Genomic DNA, 16764 nt, shown 5'->3' with positions numbered 1-16764 from the left:
AACACCCAATCCTTTTCGATGCGCTTTTCTTTCAACATAGCGTCAAAAAGCGTATCGAAAGTGACACGATTCGGGATTTGCAGCAACAACAGGGCTCGGATGCCACCCACAGGGCCGGTTGGCCGCGGCCAACTCCCGTTCTGCCCTTGCGACCACGAGGTTTTTTCGGCAAGACCGCCAGGACTCAACGGGGAGTATCCGCTTGAAGCATATCAATATCATCGGCATCGGCACGGGCAACCCGGAGCATCTCACCATACAGGCGATCAACGCGATGAACGCCGCCGATGTGGTTTTCCTGCCGGTCAAGGGCGCCGCCAAGGAAGAGCTCGCCGAGATCCGGCGGGATATCTGCGAACGTTATATCACGCGGCCGGCTGGCAGGATTTCAGAATTCGCGGTGCCGCAAAGGCGGACGGCAGACAAGACCTATGTGCAGAGCGTCGATACCTGGCACGGCGAGATCGCCCGCATTTACGAAGCGCTGATCTCGGGTCTCCCGGATGAGGGCAGCGGCGCCTTTCTCGTCTGGGGCGATCCCAGTCTATACGACAGCACTATCCGCATCATCGAACGCGTGCGGCGGGAAAGCAGCCTGGATTTCGATTACAGTGTCATTCCCGGCATCACCAGCATTCAGGCACTGGCGGCCAGCCACAGAATCCCGGTCAACCTCGTTGGCAAACCGATCGAGATCACCACAGGGCGCAGGCTGGCGCAGGACGGACTTCTGGCCGACAGCACCATCGTCATGCTCGACGGCGAACAGGCTTTTGCCAAGATCGATGATCCCGATGCCGAGATCTTCTGGGGGGCCTATCTCGGCACCAAGGATGAGATCGTCAGAGCAGGGCGACTTGGCGACATCGCCGGCGATATTCTGACGCTCAGGGCCGAGGCCAGGCAACGGCACGGATGGATCATGGACATCTATCTCCTGCGCAAGGGACGGGATTTCGAGGAATAGCGGTTCGAGCCTTGCCATCAGCTTTGCCGGGTGGCCGCGATCATGTAAGAAATGATCAGAGGATCGAGAATGAGCATCAAGGCCGCAAAGACGAGCGACAGGACAGGCGAGGCGGATCTGCACGGTCGCCCGGCGGAGATGCGTAGGCGCGGCGCCTGCCCCGCCCTTGCCGCCCCAATGCCGGCCGGCGACGGTTTGCTGGTCCGGCTGAGGCCGGCCGGCGGCGCGTTGACGCTGTCGCAGTTCGCAAGCCTTGCTCGCTCGGCCGCGGCCCATGGAAACAGCATTCTGGAAATCACCGCGCGCGGCAATCTGCAGATTCGCGGGCTGCGCGCCGAGACCGTCGGGCAGCTCGCCGCCGATATCGAAGCCGCCGAGATCACCGTGCCGGACGGGCCGGCGATCGAGACATCGCCGCTGCACGGCATCGACCCGGAAGAGACAAGCGATCCAGCCGCGATGGAAATGGCGTTGCGCAGCAAACTTCACGATCTGCTTGCCTCGCCGCGGCTCGCGCCGAAGCTCTCGCTTGTCGTCGACGGTGGTGGAACCTTCGGCTTGTCAGCACTGTCCGCCGATATTCGTGTCGTCGCTCAATCCCACACAGATTGGCTTGTCGCGATCAATGGCGACGGCGAAACTGCAACGCCGATCGCGATCGGCCCTGCGGAGGCGGCGATAGCGGCCGTCGGCGAAATTCTCAGCCTTTTGGCAGGCCTCGCGAAGGGCAGGCGGGCGAGAGATATCGATCCGGCGCTTCTGCAGGCGCGTTTTCCCGCGATGGATGGTATGCACTTCGTTCCGTCCCGCGCGGCAGGGATACCGCTTGCCGGCTTACACCGGCTTGACGACGGCAAAACCGTACTCGGCGTCAGGCCGGAATTCGGCCAGATGAAAGCGTCCGATCTGATCGCTTTGCTTGACCTGGCAAGGGCCCGTGGCGCAACCGCCATCCGGCTTGCGCCCGGTCGTGGTTTCTTCCTCATCGGGCTTTCCGCCGATACAGTGCCGGCGATGCAGATCGCCGCAGCTGGACATGGCTTCAGCACCCAGCCCGGAGAGAACAGTGAGCATATCGTCACCTGCGCCGGCGCCGGCGCCTGCGGTTCCGCCTTCTACCAGACAAGAGCTCTGGCGCGCCGCCTCATTGCCGCAGCACCTGCCCTTTTCGACAGTTCGCTGACGCTGCATCTGTCCGGCTGCGCCAAGGGCTGCGCTCATGCGCGGCCGGCGCTGACCCTGACCGGCTCGGCGGAAGGTTATGGCCTCATCCTCAATGGGCGTGCCGCGGATCTGCCGGACGAAGGGATCGCTGGCGGTCGGATCGATTTCGCTATAGAGAGGCTCGCCCGGGCCATCGAAGACAACAAAGACGCTGGCGAATCGACCGCCGCCTGCCTTACACGGCTTGGCGCAACCGGCGTTTCGAAGGCGCTGCGACAGGAATAGGAATGCCAGACTACGATTATATCCGCAGCGGCGATGCGATCTACGAGCGTTCCTTTGCCATTATCCGTGCCGAGGCCGATCTTTCGCGTTTCACCGACGATCAAGCCGAAATCGCCGTGCGCATGATCCATGCCTGCGGGCTGGTCGAGGCGGCGGAGCATTTCCTGTTCTCCGCCGATTTCGTCAGCGCGGCGCGCGACGCGCTGAAGGGTGGCGCGCCGATCTTCTGCGACGCGGAAATGGTATCTCAGGGTGTGACCCGGGCGCGGCTGCCAGCGCTGAACGAGGTGATCTGTACGCTGCGCGATCCCGCGACACCGGAGATTGCGCGCGAGACCGGCAATACGCGCTCGGCCGCCGCCATGCATCTCTGGCTCGATCGGCTCGGCGGCAGCGTTGTCGCGATCGGCAATGCACCGACAGCGCTCTTCCATCTGCTCGAACTCCTGCGCGACGGCGCCCCGAAACCCGCGGCGATCCTCGGCATGCCTGTGGGCTTCGTCGGCGCGGCGGAATCGAAGGATGCATTGGCGGAAAATTCCTACGGCGTACCCTTTGCCATCGTCCGCGGCCGGCTCGGCGGCAGCGCCATGACGGCAGCCGCCATCAATGCATTGGCGAGGCAGGGCCTATGACGACAAGCGGCCGTCTCATCGGCGTCGGCACGGGTCCCGGCGATCCGGAGCTCCTGACCATCAAGGCCGTCCGCGCCATCGAAGGTGCCGATGTGATTGCCTATTTCGCCAAACAGGGCAGGGGCGGCAACGGCAAGGCGATCGTCGAGCCGCTGCTGAAATCCGGGGTGACGCTGCTGCCGCTCTACTATCCGGTGACGACCGAGATCGACAAGAATGAGGAACGTTATCAAAGGTTGATCACCCAATTCTACGATCTGTCTGCCAAAGCTGTCGCCGGGCATCTCGATGCCGGGCTGACCGTCGCCGTTCTGAGCGAAGGCGATCCGCTCTTCTATGGGTCCTACATGCATCTGCATGTCCGGCTTTCCACACGCTACCCGACGGAAGTGATCCCGGGTATCAGCGCCATGTCGGGCTGCTGGTCGCTGGCCGGCATGCCGATCGTCCAGGGCGACGACGTGCTTTCCGTACTGCCCGGCACGATGGCCGAGGCCGAGCTGACGCGCCGCCTTGCCGATACGCAAGCCGCCGTCATCATGAAGGTCGGTCGCAACCTGCCGAAGATCCGCCGGGCGCTGGCAGCGGCCGGCCGGCTCGCCGAAGCCGTCTATGTCGAGCGCGGCACCATGGCGAATGCGGCGATGGAAAAGCTTGCCGACAAGACCGACGCCGATGCGCCGTATTTTTCGCTCGTGCTGGTGCCGGGCTGGGAGGGCAGCCGATGAGCGGCAGGCTTTTCGTGATCGGCACCGGTCCCGGCAACCCCGAGCAGATGACGCCGGAAGCGCTGGCCGCTGTCGATGCGGCGACGGATTTCTTCGGCTACGGCCCCTATCTCGACAGATTGCAGCTTCGCCACGATCAACTGCGGCATGCCTCGGACAATCGCGAGGAGCTCGAAAGGGCAGGGGCGGCCCTCGCCATGGCAGCGGATGGCGCCAAGGTCTGCGTCGTCTCCGGCGGCGACCCCGGCGTCTTCGCCATGGCGGCGGCCGTCTGCGAAGCGATCGAGAACGGGCCGGCGGCGTGGCGCGCGGTCGATCTCATCATCCTGCCTGGCATCACGGCGATGCTGGCGGTGGCGGCAAGAGCCGGAGCACCGCTCGGCCACGACTTCTGCGCCATCTCGCTGTCTGACAATCTAAAGCCTTGGAATATAATAGAAAACCGGCTTGTATTGGCGGCAAAGGCAGGTTTTGTCATCGCCCTCTACAATCCGATCAGCCGGGCACGGCCCTGGCAGCTCGGCGAAGCCTTCAAGCTGTTGCGTGATCATCTGCCTGCCGCAACGCCGGTTATTTTCGGGCGGGCGGCCGGGCGCCCGGACGAACGTATCGCCGTCCAGCAGCTGTCGCAGGCAGATGCGTCGATTGCCGATATGGCGACCTGCATCATCATCGGCTCGGCCGAGACACGCATCGTTACGCGGCCAGGCCGGCTGGACCTCGTCTATACACCGCGTTTCATGGCGGGGGGAAACAGGTGATCGATCACCGCCAGCGCCGCCTCGACAGTGTCGACCGCCTTGACGATCGGGGCCGGCGCGCGCGCCACCATCATCACCTCGATACCGAGCAGGCGGGCGGCCTCGATCTTCGCATAGGTGGCGGCACCGCCGCTATTCTTGGCGACGATGACGTCTATGTCGTGCTGCCTCAGAAGATCACATTCGCCTTCCAGCGTGAACGGACCCCGAGCGAGGACATAGTCGACATTATCAAGCGCAAGCGGCGGTTCGACGGGATCGACGCTGCGGACGAGGTAATGATGTTGCGGTCCGGCTTCCGCATGATGGGCGCCCTGCCGGCCCGTCGCCAGAAAGACATGGCGGGGGGAGGGGCCGAGCGCTTGGATGGCAGCCGGAATGCTCTGCACGTCCCGCCAGCGATCGCCGGCCACGCTTTGCCATTCAGGACGGCGCAGAGTGATCGCGGCAATGCCGGTGGTTTCGGCCGCAAAGGCGGCATTGGCCGAAATGCGCTCGGCGAAGGGGTGCGTGGCGTCGATCAGCAGGTCATATCCGCCGGCCTTGAGGAAATCGGCAAGTGCGGCAGCGCCGCCGAAACCGCCGATGCGAACGGAAACAGGCTGCGTGGCCGGTTTTTCGGTGCGGCCGGCAAGCGACAGCAGAACATCGTAATCGTCACGCGCCGCCAGCGCCTCGGCCAGCAGCCGCGCCTCGCTGGTGCCGCCGAGGATCAAGATGCGGGGTCTTCCCATGTCTGATGTCGCTCCTCCGTCCGGCCAGCGCTGGCTGACTATTATCGGCATCGGCGAAGATGGTCCAGAAGGGCTGGGTGAGGAGGCGAAGAGGCTGATTGCGACAGCACTTGCCGTCTTCGGCGGCGCGCGGCACCACGCACTTGCTGCGCCGCTGATCACCGGCGAAAGACTATCCTGGCAGAGCCCGTTCGAGCGCTCGGTCGAAGCCGTCGTTAAAAGGCGCGGCACGCCTGTTGTCGTGCTCGCCTCCGGCGATCCCTTTCTCTATGGCGTCGGCGCAACGCTCTCCCGCCATGTGGCGGCGGAAGAGATGCGCACCATCTCGGCGCCCTCGGCCTTCAGCCTTGCCGCATCCCGCCTTGGCTGGCCGCTGCAGGAGGTCGCAACGATCTCGCTGCATGGGCGGCCGATCGATCTGATCCGGCCGCAGCTGCACCGCGGACGGCGCATCATCGCGCTGACCTCGGACGAGAAGGGGCCTAGCGCTCTGGCTGCCCTGCTGACTGCTGCTGGCTTCGGTCAGTCGCGACTTACAGTGCTCGAGGCGCTTGGCGGCGCTCGGGAACGGCAAAGAAGTGTGGCGGCGGCGGATTTCGACCTCCTGGACATCGATCCCCTGAATGTCTGCGCACTTGATATCGCAGCAGGGGAGGGGGCACGCATTCTGCCTTTTGCCGCCGGGCTCGAGGATGAGTTGTTCGAGCATGATGGGCAGATCACCAAACGTGAAATCCGGGCGGTGACGCTTTCCGCACTCGCGCCGCGTCACGGCGAACTGCTCTGGGATATCGGCGCGGGATCGGGATCGATCGGAATCGAATGGATGCTTGCCGATCCCAGCCTCAAGGCAATCGCCGTCGAACAATCGCCGGAGCGGGCCGCACGTGTCGCCCGCAACGCAACCGCCTTCGGCGTGCCGCATCTTGCTGTCGTCGAAGGTGCGGCACCCCTCGCGCTGAAAGACCTGCCGGAGCCGGATGTGATCTTCCTCGGCGGCGGCGGTAGCGAACCGGGTGTTGTCGATACCGCGATTGCCGCGTTGAAGCGGGGAGGGCGGCTCGTTGCCAACGCCGTGACGCTGGAAATGGAAGCGGTGCTGCTCGCCGAACATGCAAAACGCGGCGGCTTCCTCACGCGGATCGAAATATCGCGCGCACAGCCTGTCGGCGGCATGAGCGGCTGGCGGCCGGCGATGCCGGTGACGCAGTGGCGCTGGACGAAAGGATAACGAGATGACGGTGCATTTCATCGGCGCGGGACCAGGTGCTGCAGATCTGATCACGGTGCGTGGCCGCGATCTCATCGCCCGATGCCCGGTCTGCCTTTATGCCGGCTCGATCGTCTCGCCCGAACTGCTGCAATATTGCCCGCCGGACGCACGCATCGTCGATACGGCGCCGATGTCGCTCGATGAGATCGAGGCGGAATATCTTCGCGCTGCCGCGGCCGGCCAGGATGTCGCCCGGCTGCATTCCGGCGATCTCTCGGTCTGGAGTGCGGTCGCCGAGCAGGTGCGCCGGCTGCAAAAACACGGCATCGACTATACGATGACGCCAGGCGTTCCGGCCTTTGCCGCCGCAGCGTCGGCGCTCGGCCGAGAGCTGACGATCCCGGCCGTGGCGCAGAGCCTGGTGCTGACCCGCGTTTCCGGCCGCGCGTCACCGATGCCGAACGACGAGACACTGGCGAAGTTCGGCGCGACGGGCGCCACGCTGGCGATCCATCTGGCCATCCACGCGCTGAAGCAAGTGGTCGAAGAGTTGACACCGCATTACGGCGCCGACTGCTCTGTCGCGATCGTCGTCAAGGCCTCTTGGCCGGACGAGCGGATCCTGCGCGGCACGCTTGCCGATATCGAGGCAAAGGTTGCCGCCGAACCGATCGAACGCACGGCGATCATCTTCGTCGGCCCCTCGCTCGCGGCCGAGGATTTCCGCGAAAGCTCACTCTATGATCCGGCCTATCAACGCCGGTTCAGAGGCAGGGAATAACGTTAGGCGATTGGCCGCGCCAGCGCGGCCAATCGTGACAAATCGTCCCCGCCCGGTCCCGACGCCGATGGCGCTATCAGGCGACGTTTCGCGCAGGTCTTAAACCCGCGCGCTGAGGTAATCCATGCTGGCACGAAGCGCACCGGCCGGGTCCTTGTCCGCATGAACTTCCGCTGCAAAGGGTTCAAAGGAGAACGGACCCTGATAGCCCGCCTGCAGCAGCGCCCTGATCTGCCCGGCATTGTCGAGCCGGTCGTCGCCGCCCACGAGCACGCGATGGGAATCGCGCATGTCGGCAACGGAAACGGAAGAATCGCTGACCCCGGAAATGTGGACGAGGCCGGCCAGCTCAGGGAAAATCGCCGCTTCGCCGGCAAGGTGATGGTGGAAGGTGTCGTGGACAAGCCTGAAGCTCGATTCCGCGCCGAGCTCCCTGATTGCCTCGGCCGCCTCGGTCTTCGAGCGCAGTGAGCAGATCTCGAAGCCGAGCGGCTCGACGAGACCGATGATGCCAGCTTCCTCCAGCATCGGCTTCAGCGCGGCCAGAGACTGGCGCAGGTTGGCCTGCCGCTCGCTATCAGCGCAGCCGGTGCCGTCGTTCTTCGGAACGAGGACGAGCGCCTTGGCGCCCGACGCGCCGGCATAATCGATCAGTTCCCGCGCTTCGGCGGCTCTCGTCGCGTTCCATCCATTGAAGCGCTGCAGGGCATTGATCGAGATGATCGTCAGGCCGTGCTCGGCGGCCGCCTCCTTGATCACCTCGGGATTGGTGCCGTCGAGGATGGCGTTGCCGGAAAGATCATTGCGGATCTCGACGGCATCGATGCCGAGCGATCGGGCCAGCGCGAAGAAATCGCCGATGGCCAGCGACGGCGCGGCCATATGGTTGAGCGCAAAACGGATCGACGTCATGATCGGTATCTCCTCCTGATCTCCGCGTCAGGGCGGAGCAGTCCTCGTGAATGGGTCGGCGAATCTCTATCGGAATTCGCGTCGCAATCCATCCGTCATCGCCGGCGTCCGCTTTCATTGCTGAGAGATTTTCGAACGAAATGATGGAATTCCATCATTGCTTAGATGTTCTCCGAAATATGAATTTCGAAAGGCAGGAAGAGTTGCCCGGGAACAGCCGTTTCACCGTTTTCGATGGCGCCTACCATCAGCACCATCAACTCCTTACAGAGAGCGGGCAGGGGGGTGCCGATCGCCATGGCGACGATATCGTCCGCAAGGCCGGCTTTGCTGTCGGGCGTCAGTTCGTTGACCACCAGGACGATCTTGCCGCCGACACCTTCTTCGCGGAATGCCGAAATTGCTCCCTCCATGCCGCCGCCGCAGACATAGAGGCCGACGAGATCGGGATGTTTTTGCAGCAGTGTCAACGTCGCTTCGTGGGTGATCTCGGCGGTCTCGAGATTGATCAGCGTGTCGACGACGTCGAAATCAGGCGCATTCTCGCGAAAATAGGAGCGGAAGCCGATTTCTCTGAGTTCATGGCCATGAAAGCGGTGACTGCCGACGAAACAGGCGACCTTGCCGGGCTTGTGCGCCGTACGCGCAATCGTCCAGGCGGCGGTGCGCCCGACCTTGCGGTTGTTGATGCCGACATAGGCGTCGCGCACGCCCGTGGCGAGGTCGGAGAGCAGCGAGAACACCGGAATGCCGCGCTCCTTCAACTCCTCGACCGCCGTCGTCACCGCCGGATAATCCGGGCCAACGAGAGCAACGGCCTGGTTGCGAGCACCGAGCGCCTTGATCTTTTCGACGATTGCTGCCGGAGTCGCGGCTGACGGAAAGTCGATTTGCGTCTGGATGCGCGCAGACGTCAACGCGCGCGCTGCGGTTTCGATCTCACGCACGAAGCTCTGATAGAAGGGCTGCATCGGCTTCTGCAGCAGGAATGCGAGCCTGTATTGCGGCAGATCTTCGAAGACGCGCTGCTTGATCAGGCCGACGGCGTGATAGCCGATCGACTGCGCTGCATCATAGACCCGTCGCGCCGTTTCCTCGCGCACGCGGTGGCGAGCGTTGAGAACGCGGTCGACGGTGGCGACACTGACGCCGGAGGCGCGGGCGAGATCGGAGATGGTGGGACGGCGCATCGGCGTTCCTGAGGGATTCAATCATGAATGCAAGCCATTCGTGATGGCTTTTGATAGATTATATCAAGCCTGCATTGAGCGCTTTCCAAAGTCAACCTATTCTCCCAGGCAAGGGCATAACGGGAGGCGGATCATGGCGACCCAGACGAAGAAACGTGACTACGACCTTCTCGGCGAAAGCGGCCGCACCGCCATCGAGACGGGGCTGGCGGCAGCCGAATGGTATCACACCGACATTCCGCGCAAGGAGATGAAGGCGCTGATGCAGCGCTCCGATGCGCCGGCGATCCGCGACACGATCATCTGGCTCGGCGCCATGGCAATCTTTGCCGGGCTCGGCATCTATTTCTGGGGCTCGTGGGTGGCCGTGCCCTTCTTCCTCGCCTATGGCGTGCTCTACGGCTCGGCCACCGACAGCCGCTGGCACGAATGCGGTCACGGCACCGCCTTCAAGACGCGCTGGATGAACGATGTCGTCTATCAGATCGCCTGCTTCATGATCATGCGCAACCCGGTGACATGGCGCTGGAGCCATGCGCGCCATCATACCGATACGGTGATCGTTGGCCGTGATCCCGAGATCGCCGTGATGCGGCCGCCGGATCTCTTCCGGGTGGTGCTTAATTTCTTCGGCATCCTCGATGCCTGGCACGCGATCGTCGATATGCTGCGCAATGCCTTCGGCGGCGTCAGCGCGGCGGAAAAGACCTTCATTCCCGAGATGGAGCAGCCGAAGGCGATCCGCATTGCCCGCATCTGGTTGGCGATCTATCTGGTGACGATCGCAACCGCAATCGCCATGGGCTCGATCCTGCCGCTGGTGCTCATCGGCCTGCCGCGCCTCTATGGCGCCTGGCACCATGTGCTAACCGGACTGCTGCAGCATGGCGGCCTTGCCGACAATGTCATCGATCATCGGTTGAACAGCCGTACGGTCTACATGAACCCGATCAGCCGCTTCATCTACTGGAACATGAACTACCACGTCGAACATCACATGTTTCCGATGGTGCCCTACCACGCGCTGCCCAAGCTGCACGCGATGATCAAACACGACCTGCCGGCGCCGAACCCGTCGATCTGGTCCGGCTATCGCGAGATGGTCCCGGCCTTCCTGCGCCAGCTGCGCAACGAGGATTATTTCCTGAAGCGCGACCTGCCGGCCACCGCGCGGCCCTATCGCGAGGAATTCCACAACGAGCTGGCCCCGGCCGCGCAATAAAGACAATCAAGGGAGGACAAGATGAGCGGAAACTGGATCCAGGTCTGCGACAAGGGCGAGATCGACGAAGAGGATGTCATCCGCTTCGATCACGACGGGCGCACCTTCGCGGTCTATCGCAGCCCGGACGACGAATTCTTCGCCACCGACGGGCTCTGCACGCATGAACATATCCATCTCGCCGACGGACTTGTCATGGATGAGATCATCGAATGTCCAAAGCATAACGGCCGCTTCAACTACAAGACGGGCGAAGCCAAGGGTGCACCGGTCTGCGTCAATCTCAAGATCTATCCGGTCAAGATCGAAGACGGTGCCGTCTTCATCTCGCTCTGAGGGAGGTTGGCGTGGTTCATTTCGTCATCCTGGGCGCCGGCGAATGCGGTGCGCGCGCCGCCTTCGCCTTGCGGGAAAAGGGCTTTGCCGGCGAGATAACGCTTGTTGGCGCCGAGCCGCTTCCGCCCTATGAACGGCCGCCGCTTTCGAAGGCCGGTCCCACCGATGCTAGCGATCCGAAATTCATCGCCGCGGCGGAAAAATACGCCGAAAACGGCATCCGGCTGCTCACTGGGCTGGAGGCCCGGGATTTCGATCCCGCATCCAGGATCGTCACGCTTTCGGACGGGACGGCGCGCTCCTACGACAAGCTCCTGCTTGCCACGGGTGCGGCCGCGCGTTCGCTCCCCGGTGCGCCGCATGGCAGCCGGCATATTCGCTCGCTGAGGACGCATCATGATGCGGAGGCGCTGCGCGATGCAATGAAGCCGGGCCGGCATATCGCCATCATCGGTGGCGGCTTCATCGGACTGGAGCTTGCGGCGACGGCGCGGCTGCTTGGCGCCGAGATCACCGTCATCGAGGGGCTGGAACGCGTGCTGAAGCGTGGCGTGCCGGAGGAGATCGCTCATCTGCTCACCGAACGCCATCGTGCCGAGGGCGTGGATATCCGCTGCGGCGTCTCCATCGAGGCGCTGACTGAGGAAAACGGCAAAGCCCTGATCCGATTGTCGACCGGCGAGGTGATCGAGGCCGATCTCGTGCTCGTCGGCATCGGCGCACGGCCGAATATCGAGATCGCCGAAAGAGCGGGCCTCGCAATCGACAATGGCATTGCCGTCGACACTTATCTCCAGACCTCCGCAGTTGATGTCTTTGCGGCCGGCGACTGCTGCTCCTTTCCACTGCCGATCTATGGCGGCCGGCGGGTGCGGCTGGAATCCTGGCGCAATGCCCAGGAGCAGGGCACATTGGCCGCGGCCAACATGCTCGGCCGTAACGAAGCCGTTTCATCAGTGCCGTGGTTCTGGTCGGATCAATACGACATGACGCTGCAGATATCAGGCCTTGCCGAAGGGGCAGCCATGCATCAGCGCCGCGATCTCGGCGCAGGCGCCTTCATTCTTTTCCATCTCGACGCCGACGGACGCTTGATTGCCGCAAGCGGCATCGGACCGGGCAATGCCGTGGCACGCGACATCAGGCTCGCCGAAATGCTGATCGCAGCGGGTGCCCATCCAAACCCGGCAGCACTCGCAGCCAGCGACATCAAGCTGAAATCCCTGCTGGCCGCCTGAGCTCTCCGATATTTTCAAAGGAATTGATGATGAAGAAACATAGACGCGCAACCGTCGCCGATCTGCTTGCGGAAAAAGGCAAGCGCCAGCTCACCATGCTGCGCGTCACCTCGCTGGAGGAGGCGGACGCCGCCGAAAAAGCGGGGATCGACATCGTCTCGGTACCGCCCTCGCTGCTCGGGCCAGTCTTTCGCGAAATCGCCCCCACTCTCTTTGCCATTCCGGGGCTCGAATATGGTGATCATGTCTCGGCCGAGGACTATCTGCGTGCGGCCTTCGCGGCGCTGAAGGCAGGAGGTGATGCGGTCTATTGTGCCGCAAGCCTGCAGACGATCCGGCGCATGCGCGATGAAGGAATCCCGGTCTGCGGCCATCTCGGATTGATCCCTTCAAAAGCGACCTGGACCGGCGGCTTCCGTGCCGTCGGCAAGACGGCGGCGAGTGCGGCCGAAATCTGGCGGCAGACCAAGGCCCTGGAAGAGGCCGGCGCCTTCGCCGCCGAAATCGAAGTCGTCCCGGGGGATATCGCTGCCGCCATCAGCAGCAACACCTCGATGCTGATGATCTCCATGGGGGCGGGCAGCGGCTGCGACGCCCAATATCTCTTCGCCAACGACGTGCTCGGCGCCAATCGCGACCACACTCCGCGCCACGCCAAGATCTATCGCGACTTTGCCGCCGAACACGATCGGCTGCAGCGCGAGCGCATCGCCGCCTTCACCGAATTTGCCGAGGATGTCAGGACCGGCGCCTATCCGGAAAAGCGCCATCTCGTCGGTATCGACGACGCGGAACTGGAAATCTTCCTGCAGCGGCTGAAAAGCGAGACGGGCAATAGTTGAGGGCGGCTTGCTCGACGCTTCCCCTTCTCCCCAGCGGGGAGAAGATGCCCGCCAGGGCAGATGAGGGGCGAGCGACGATAGGAGCGAGGCACTGAGCGTCAGCGAAGGGCAATCAACGCCATGCCGTGTAGAGCCCCCTTGTATCCGCCTGCCGGCACCTTCTCCCCGCTGGGGAGAAGGGGGAAGCCACCATTGGCTTCTGTGCCTGCCTGTGTCAGGAATTATCCGTTCGATTCATTCGGAACGGAGTATTCGGTCCCCTGTGACGATCGGCTTTGCGCATGCGGAATTGATTGCGGTGCTCGTCGCGGTGACGGGGGACGAACCGCGCGTCATGACCATCCGCTCCGGCAACGCGCTGCCATCTGGCCCTTTCGAGATGGGGCATCGCACCCTGCAATCGGGTCTGCGCGAATGGGTGCAGGAGCAGACGGAACATCCCGTCGGTTATCTCGAACAGCTCTATACCTTCGCCGATCGCGACCGGAACAACGACATCCCAGGCGGGCGGACGATCTCGATCAGCTATCTCGGCCTCGTCAACGAGCAGTCAGGTGCCGGCCGGCCGGGATGGCACGGCTGGTACGAATATTTCCCCTGGGAAGACCATCGGCAGGGACGGCCGGCCGTACTTGACGAGATCATGGCGCGTCTGGGGAGCTGGGCCGATGCCGATCCGGCAAGGCGCGACCATCGCCACCGCCGCGCGGATTTCACCTTCGGCCTCGACGGCGGCGGCTGGAACGAGGATCTGGCCCTGCAGCGTTACGAACTGCTTTACGAGGCGGGGCTCGTCTCGGAAGCCGGATGCGGGGCGGAGGCCAATCTCGGCCGGGCGATGTTTGCCGATCACCGCCGTATTCTCGCGACCGGCATCGCCCGGCTGCGCGCCAAGATCAAATACCGCCCTGTCGTCTTCGAGCTGATGCCGGAGAGTTTTACGCTGCTGAGGCTGCAGCGTACCATCGAGGCGCTCGCGGGGCTGACGCTGCACAAGCAGAACTTCCGCCGCCTCATCGAACAGCAGGAACTGGTCGAGGAAACCGGCGGCACCGAAAGCGAAACCGGCGGCAGGCCGGCCAAGCTTTTCCGCTTTCGCCACACCGTTCTCGAAGAACGGGCGCTGGCCGGAACGAAATTACCGCTCTCCCGCAATTGACATATACTCATCGTGAGAATATCTGTTTGCCTATGATATGCTCAAAGAGAGCATAATTAGGAGCCGGTCATGAATTATCCTGTTTCCGCATCCTCGCTCTACGAGCGCGTCAGCCGTGTCATTCCCAAAGCCGAATGGATGACGTTCGAAAATGACGTCGACGCGATCCTCGAGCTCAAGCGCCGCCGCAACGCCGTCATTCTCGCGCACAACTATCAGACACCGGAGATCTTCCACGGCGTGGCCGATATTGTCGGCGACAGCCTGGCACTTGCCCGCAAGGCGGTCGAGGTTGATGCCGATATCATCGTGCTTGCCGGCGTGCATTTCATGGCCGAGACCGCCAAGCTGCTGAACCCCGGGAAAACCGTGTTGATCCCGGATCTCGGCGCCGGCTGTTCGCTGGCGGATTCGATCACGCCCGAGGATATCGCGCTGCTGCGCCAGGCCCATCCAGGCGTGCCCATCGTCACCTATGTCAATACCTCGGCCGCAGTGAAGGCTGCCTCCGACATCTGCTGCACCTCGGGCAATGCCAAGCAGGTAGTAGAATCGCTCGGTGTGCCGAAGGTGTTGATGATCCCGGATGAATATCTCGCCCGCAACGTCGCCCGCGAGACTGACGTCGAGATCATCGCCTGGCATGGCCATTGCGAAGTGCATGAACTCTTCACCGCCGAGGACGTGCGCCAGCTGCGCGAAAACCATCCAGGCGTAACCGTGCTCGCCCATCCCGAATGCCCGCCCGAGGTGGTGGCCGAAGCTGATTTCGCCGGGTCTACCGCCGTCATGTCGGACTATGTCGGTAGGCAGAAGCCGGCGCGCGTCGTGCTGCTCACCGAATGCTCGATGAGCGACAATGTCGCCGTGCACCATCCCGATGTCGAGTTCATTCGCCCCTGCAATCTCTGCCCGCATATGAAGCGGATCACGCTCGCCAATATCCGCGCGGCCCTCGAGGAAAACCGCCACGAGGTCACCGTCGATCCGGCAATTGCGGTGGCCGCGCGCCGCGCCGTCGAGAGGATGCTGGCGATATGACCGAGATTCTCGAGCAGCTATCAGGACGCACGGTGATCGTCGGCAGCGGGCTTGCGGGGTTGATGACCGCGCTGACCCTGGCGCCTGAACCCTCGGTCATCGTCACCCGCGCGGCCCTTGGCGCGGAGACATCGAGCGCCTGGGCGCAGGGCGGCATCGCCGCCAGCATGGGCGCCGACGACAGCGCAGCGCTGCATCTTGCCGATACGCTTGCTGCCGGCGACGGGCTCTGCGATCCCACGATCGCCGCCGGTATCATCACCGAGGCCCCGGCGGCGATCGCCGCGCTGGAGCAAGCTGGCGTGCGTTTCGACCGGAATGCCGCCGGTGAATTTTCGCTCGGGCTGGAGGCGGCCCATAATCGCCGCCGTATCGTCCATGCCGAAGGCGACGGTTCGGGTGCTGCGATCATCGCCGCGCTGATCGAGGCGGTGATGAAAACGCCAGCTATAACAGTGCTCGAAGGTTTCGAGGCGCGGCGGATTCTGATGGACGGCGAAAAGGTCGCCGGCCTGCTCTGCGCGACCGCGAATGGCGCCGTCATGCTGCCGACATCGAAGGTTGTGCTTGCCACCGGCGGCATTGGCGGGCTTTACGATGCGACCACCAATCCGATGGGCAATTTCGGCCAGGGGATCGCGCTCGCGGCAAGGGCCGGTGCCGCGCTCGCCGATATGGAATTCGTCCAGTTCCATCCGACCGCGCTCGATTCACGCCGCCGGCCGCTGGCGCTGATCAGCGAAGCGGTGCGCGGGGAGGGGGCCTTGCTCGTCAACGAGCGCGGCGAACGGTTCATGGCCCGCATATCCGGTGCCGAGCTTGCGCCGCGCGACGTGGTGGCGCGGGCGATCAGCGCCGAAATCGCCCGCGGCGGCAGGGTCTTCCTAGACGCCCGCGCGGCTCTCGGCAGCCGCTTTGCCGCACGCTTTCCTGTCATCTCGAGCCTTTGCGGCGAGGCCGGCATCGATCCGGCGAAAGACGTCATTCCGGTGCGCCCGGCCGTTCACTATCACATGGGCGGCGTGGCCACGGATGCAAATGGCCGCAGCTCGGTTCCCGGCCTCTGGGTTGCGGGAGAGGCGGCCTCGACCGGCCTGCACGGCGCAAACCGGCTTGCCAGCAATTCGCTGCTGGAGGCGGCTGTCATGGGCATGCGGGCTGCACGCGACATTTCAGGCATGCCCGCAGGCGCCACCGGCACCATCTTCGCCGAGAGACTGCCAGTGGCTGCCGATGCATCGCTCGTCCGGCCGATCGTCTCGCGCCATCTCGGCGTGCTGCGCAATGCCGGCGCCATTCAGGGCGCGATCGCCGCACTGCTGCCGCTTGCCGAAGGCAACGGCCCTGCCGCCGATCCGGCCATCGTCGCGCTGCTGATCGCCGTCTTTTCCAGCCTGCGGATGGAATCGCGCGGCGCCCATGCCCGCACCGATTTTCCGCTGAAGCTCGCCAATGCCAACCGGCGCCGGATGTACCTTTCCGACGTTCTGGAGATCGCCCGCGCGACGCCACCCTATGCCCTTGCCCCGCTCTTTACTCTTGCAAGGAGTGCCTGA

Annotated in this window: 17 protein-coding genes; 14 read left to right on the top strand and 3 right to left on the bottom strand. The window is 63.7% G+C overall.

Going from position 1 to position 16764, the window contains the following annotated elements; all coding sequences use genetic code 11:
- The first annotated feature begins 202 nt into the window (after positions 1 to 202).
- The 5 genes from cobF to N1937_RS31370 all read left to right on the top strand — a co-directional run bounded on the left by cobF (position 203) and on the right by N1937_RS31370 (position 4540).
- A complete protein-coding gene (cobF, locus tag N1937_RS31390) occupies positions 203 to 967 on the top strand; it encodes a precorrin-6A synthase (deacetylating) (protein ID WP_260060345.1) in 765 nt (254 codons plus the stop codon).
- A 69-nt stretch (positions 968 to 1036) separates the two neighbouring features.
- Complete coding sequence (gene cobG / locus N1937_RS31385) at positions 1037 to 2416, top strand: precorrin-3B synthase (RefSeq protein WP_260060344.1); 1380 nt, start codon at positions 1037 to 1039, stop codon at positions 2414 to 2416.
- A 2-nt stretch (positions 2417 to 2418) separates the two neighbouring features.
- Positions 2419 to 3051: a precorrin-8X methylmutase gene (locus N1937_RS31380; protein ID WP_017968542.1), complete on the top strand. Its 633-nt coding sequence runs from the start codon at positions 2419 to 2421 to the stop codon at positions 3049 to 3051.
- On the top strand, positions 3048 to 3779 hold the full coding sequence (locus N1937_RS31375) for a precorrin-2 C(20)-methyltransferase (protein WP_017968541.1): 732 nt from the start codon (positions 3048 to 3050) through the stop codon (positions 3777 to 3779). The genes N1937_RS31380 and N1937_RS31375 overlap by 4 nt, the downstream gene beginning before the upstream one ends.
- Positions 3776 to 4540, top strand: a complete 765-nt coding sequence (locus N1937_RS31370; protein WP_170262645.1) for a precorrin-3B C(17)-methyltransferase — start codon at positions 3776 to 3778, stop codon at positions 4538 to 4540. The genes N1937_RS31375 and N1937_RS31370 overlap by 4 nt, the downstream gene beginning before the upstream one ends.
- Here N1937_RS31370 and N1937_RS31365 read toward each other — a convergent pair.
- Entirely contained in the window at positions 4504 to 5274 is a 771-nt protein-coding gene (locus tag N1937_RS31365; RefSeq protein WP_260060343.1) for a cobalt-precorrin-6A reductase, read from the bottom strand. The two genes, N1937_RS31370 and N1937_RS31365, sit on opposite strands and share 37 nt — an antisense overlap.
- Here N1937_RS31365 and cbiE point away from each other — a divergent pair.
- The gene (gene cbiE / locus N1937_RS31360) at positions 5273 to 6505 is read left to right on the top strand and encodes a precorrin-6y C5,15-methyltransferase (decarboxylating) subunit CbiE (protein WP_260060342.1); all 1233 of its coding nucleotides are present in this window, start codon (positions 5273 to 5275) and stop codon (positions 6503 to 6505) included. The two genes, N1937_RS31365 and cbiE, sit on opposite strands and share 2 nt — an antisense overlap.
- Before the next feature lie 4 nt (positions 6506 to 6509).
- On the top strand, positions 6510 to 7268 hold the full coding sequence (gene cobM, locus N1937_RS31355) for a precorrin-4 C(11)-methyltransferase (protein ID WP_260060341.1): 759 nt from the start codon (positions 6510 to 6512) through the stop codon (positions 7266 to 7268).
- 99 nt (positions 7269 to 7367) lie between these two features.
- Here cobM and N1937_RS31350 read toward each other — a convergent pair whose 3' ends face one another.
- Together N1937_RS31350 and N1937_RS31345 are read right to left on the bottom strand one after the other, a co-directional pair.
- Complete coding sequence (locus N1937_RS31350) at positions 7368 to 8180, bottom strand: TIM barrel protein (protein WP_260060340.1); 813 nt, start codon at positions 8178 to 8180, stop codon at positions 7368 to 7370.
- 161 nt (positions 8181 to 8341) lie between these two features.
- Positions 8342 to 9370 (bottom strand): LacI family DNA-binding transcriptional regulator, encoded by a 1029-nt coding sequence (locus N1937_RS31345; RefSeq protein WP_260060339.1) that lies wholly within the window; start codon positions 9368 to 9370, stop codon positions 8342 to 8344.
- Positions 9371 to 9503: 133 nt separating this feature from the next.
- Here N1937_RS31345 and N1937_RS31340 point away from each other — a divergent pair, with 133 nt between their 5' ends.
- The 7 genes from N1937_RS31340 (at position 9504) to N1937_RS31310 (ending at position 16764) form a co-directional block, all read left to right on the top strand.
- Positions 9504 to 10592 (top strand): fatty acid desaturase family protein, encoded by a 1089-nt coding sequence (locus N1937_RS31340; protein ID WP_260060338.1) that lies wholly within the window; start codon positions 9504 to 9506, stop codon positions 10590 to 10592.
- Between the two features lie 21 nt (positions 10593 to 10613).
- On the top strand, positions 10614 to 10928 hold the full coding sequence (locus tag N1937_RS31335) for a MocE family 2Fe-2S type ferredoxin (RefSeq protein ID WP_260060337.1): 315 nt from the start codon (positions 10614 to 10616) through the stop codon (positions 10926 to 10928).
- Between the two features lie 11 nt (positions 10929 to 10939).
- Positions 10940 to 12166, top strand: coding sequence for an NAD(P)/FAD-dependent oxidoreductase (locus N1937_RS31330; protein ID WP_260060336.1), 1227 nt, complete (start codon positions 10940 to 10942; stop codon positions 12164 to 12166).
- A gap of 26 nt (positions 12167 to 12192) precedes the next feature.
- On the top strand, positions 12193 to 13008 hold the full coding sequence (locus N1937_RS31325; protein WP_260060335.1) for a 3-methyl-2-oxobutanoate hydroxymethyltransferase: 816 nt from the start codon (positions 12193 to 12195) through the stop codon (positions 13006 to 13008).
- A 262-nt stretch (positions 13009 to 13270) separates the two neighbouring features.
- A complete protein-coding gene (locus N1937_RS31320) occupies positions 13271 to 14167 on the top strand; it encodes an NUDIX hydrolase (RefSeq protein WP_130774781.1) in 897 nt (298 codons plus the stop codon).
- A gap of 69 nt (positions 14168 to 14236) precedes the next feature.
- Positions 14237 to 15208 (top strand): quinolinate synthase NadA, encoded by a 972-nt coding sequence (nadA, locus tag N1937_RS31315; RefSeq protein WP_170279434.1) that lies wholly within the window; start codon positions 14237 to 14239, stop codon positions 15206 to 15208.
- Complete coding sequence (locus N1937_RS31310) at positions 15205 to 16764, top strand: L-aspartate oxidase (protein ID WP_260060334.1); 1560 nt, start codon at positions 15205 to 15207, stop codon at positions 16762 to 16764. The genes nadA and N1937_RS31310 overlap by 4 nt, the downstream gene beginning before the upstream one ends.

It is taken from the genome of Rhizobium sp. WSM4643, from assembly GCF_025152745.1.
Taxonomy (GTDB): domain Bacteria; phylum Pseudomonadota; class Alphaproteobacteria; order Rhizobiales; family Rhizobiaceae; genus Rhizobium; species Rhizobium leguminosarum_I.
Note: the sequence above shows the minus strand (reverse complement) of the source record. Positions and strands in the feature narration are given on the sequence as shown.

Coding starts and splice junctions, on each gene's coding strand:
- cobG (WP_260060344.1), top strand. CDS start 1,037: ATGAGCATCAAGGCCGCAAAGACGAGCGACAGGACAGGCGAGGCGGAT.
- N1937_RS31380 (WP_017968542.1), top strand. CDS start 2,419: ATGCCAGACTACGATTATATCCGCAGCGGCGATGCGATCTACGAGCGT.
- N1937_RS31375 (WP_017968541.1), top strand. CDS start 3,048: ATGACGACAAGCGGCCGTCTCATCGGCGTCGGCACGGGTCCCGGCGAT.
- N1937_RS31370 (WP_170262645.1), top strand. CDS start 3,776: ATGAGCGGCAGGCTTTTCGTGATCGGCACCGGTCCCGGCAACCCCGAG.
- cbiE (WP_260060342.1), top strand. CDS start 5,273: ATGTCTGATGTCGCTCCTCCGTCCGGCCAGCGCTGGCTGACTATTATC.
- N1937_RS31365 (WP_260060343.1), bottom strand. CDS start 5,274: ATGGGAAGACCCCGCATCTTGATCCTCGGCGGCACCAGCGAGGCGCGG.
- cobM (WP_260060341.1), top strand. CDS start 6,510: ATGACGGTGCATTTCATCGGCGCGGGACCAGGTGCTGCAGATCTGATC.
- N1937_RS31350 (WP_260060340.1), bottom strand. CDS start 8,180: ATGACGTCGATCCGTTTTGCGCTCAACCATATGGCCGCGCCGTCGCTG.
- N1937_RS31345 (WP_260060339.1), bottom strand. CDS start 9,370: ATGCGCCGTCCCACCATCTCCGATCTCGCCCGCGCCTCCGGCGTCAGT.
- N1937_RS31340 (WP_260060338.1), top strand. CDS start 9,504: ATGGCGACCCAGACGAAGAAACGTGACTACGACCTTCTCGGCGAAAGC.
- N1937_RS31335 (WP_260060337.1), top strand. CDS start 10,614: ATGAGCGGAAACTGGATCCAGGTCTGCGACAAGGGCGAGATCGACGAA.
- N1937_RS31325 (WP_260060335.1), top strand. CDS start 12,193: ATGATGAAGAAACATAGACGCGCAACCGTCGCCGATCTGCTTGCGGAA.
- nadA (WP_170279434.1), top strand. CDS start 14,237: ATGAATTATCCTGTTTCCGCATCCTCGCTCTACGAGCGCGTCAGCCGT.
- N1937_RS31310 (WP_260060334.1), top strand. CDS start 15,205: ATGACCGAGATTCTCGAGCAGCTATCAGGACGCACGGTGATCGTCGGC.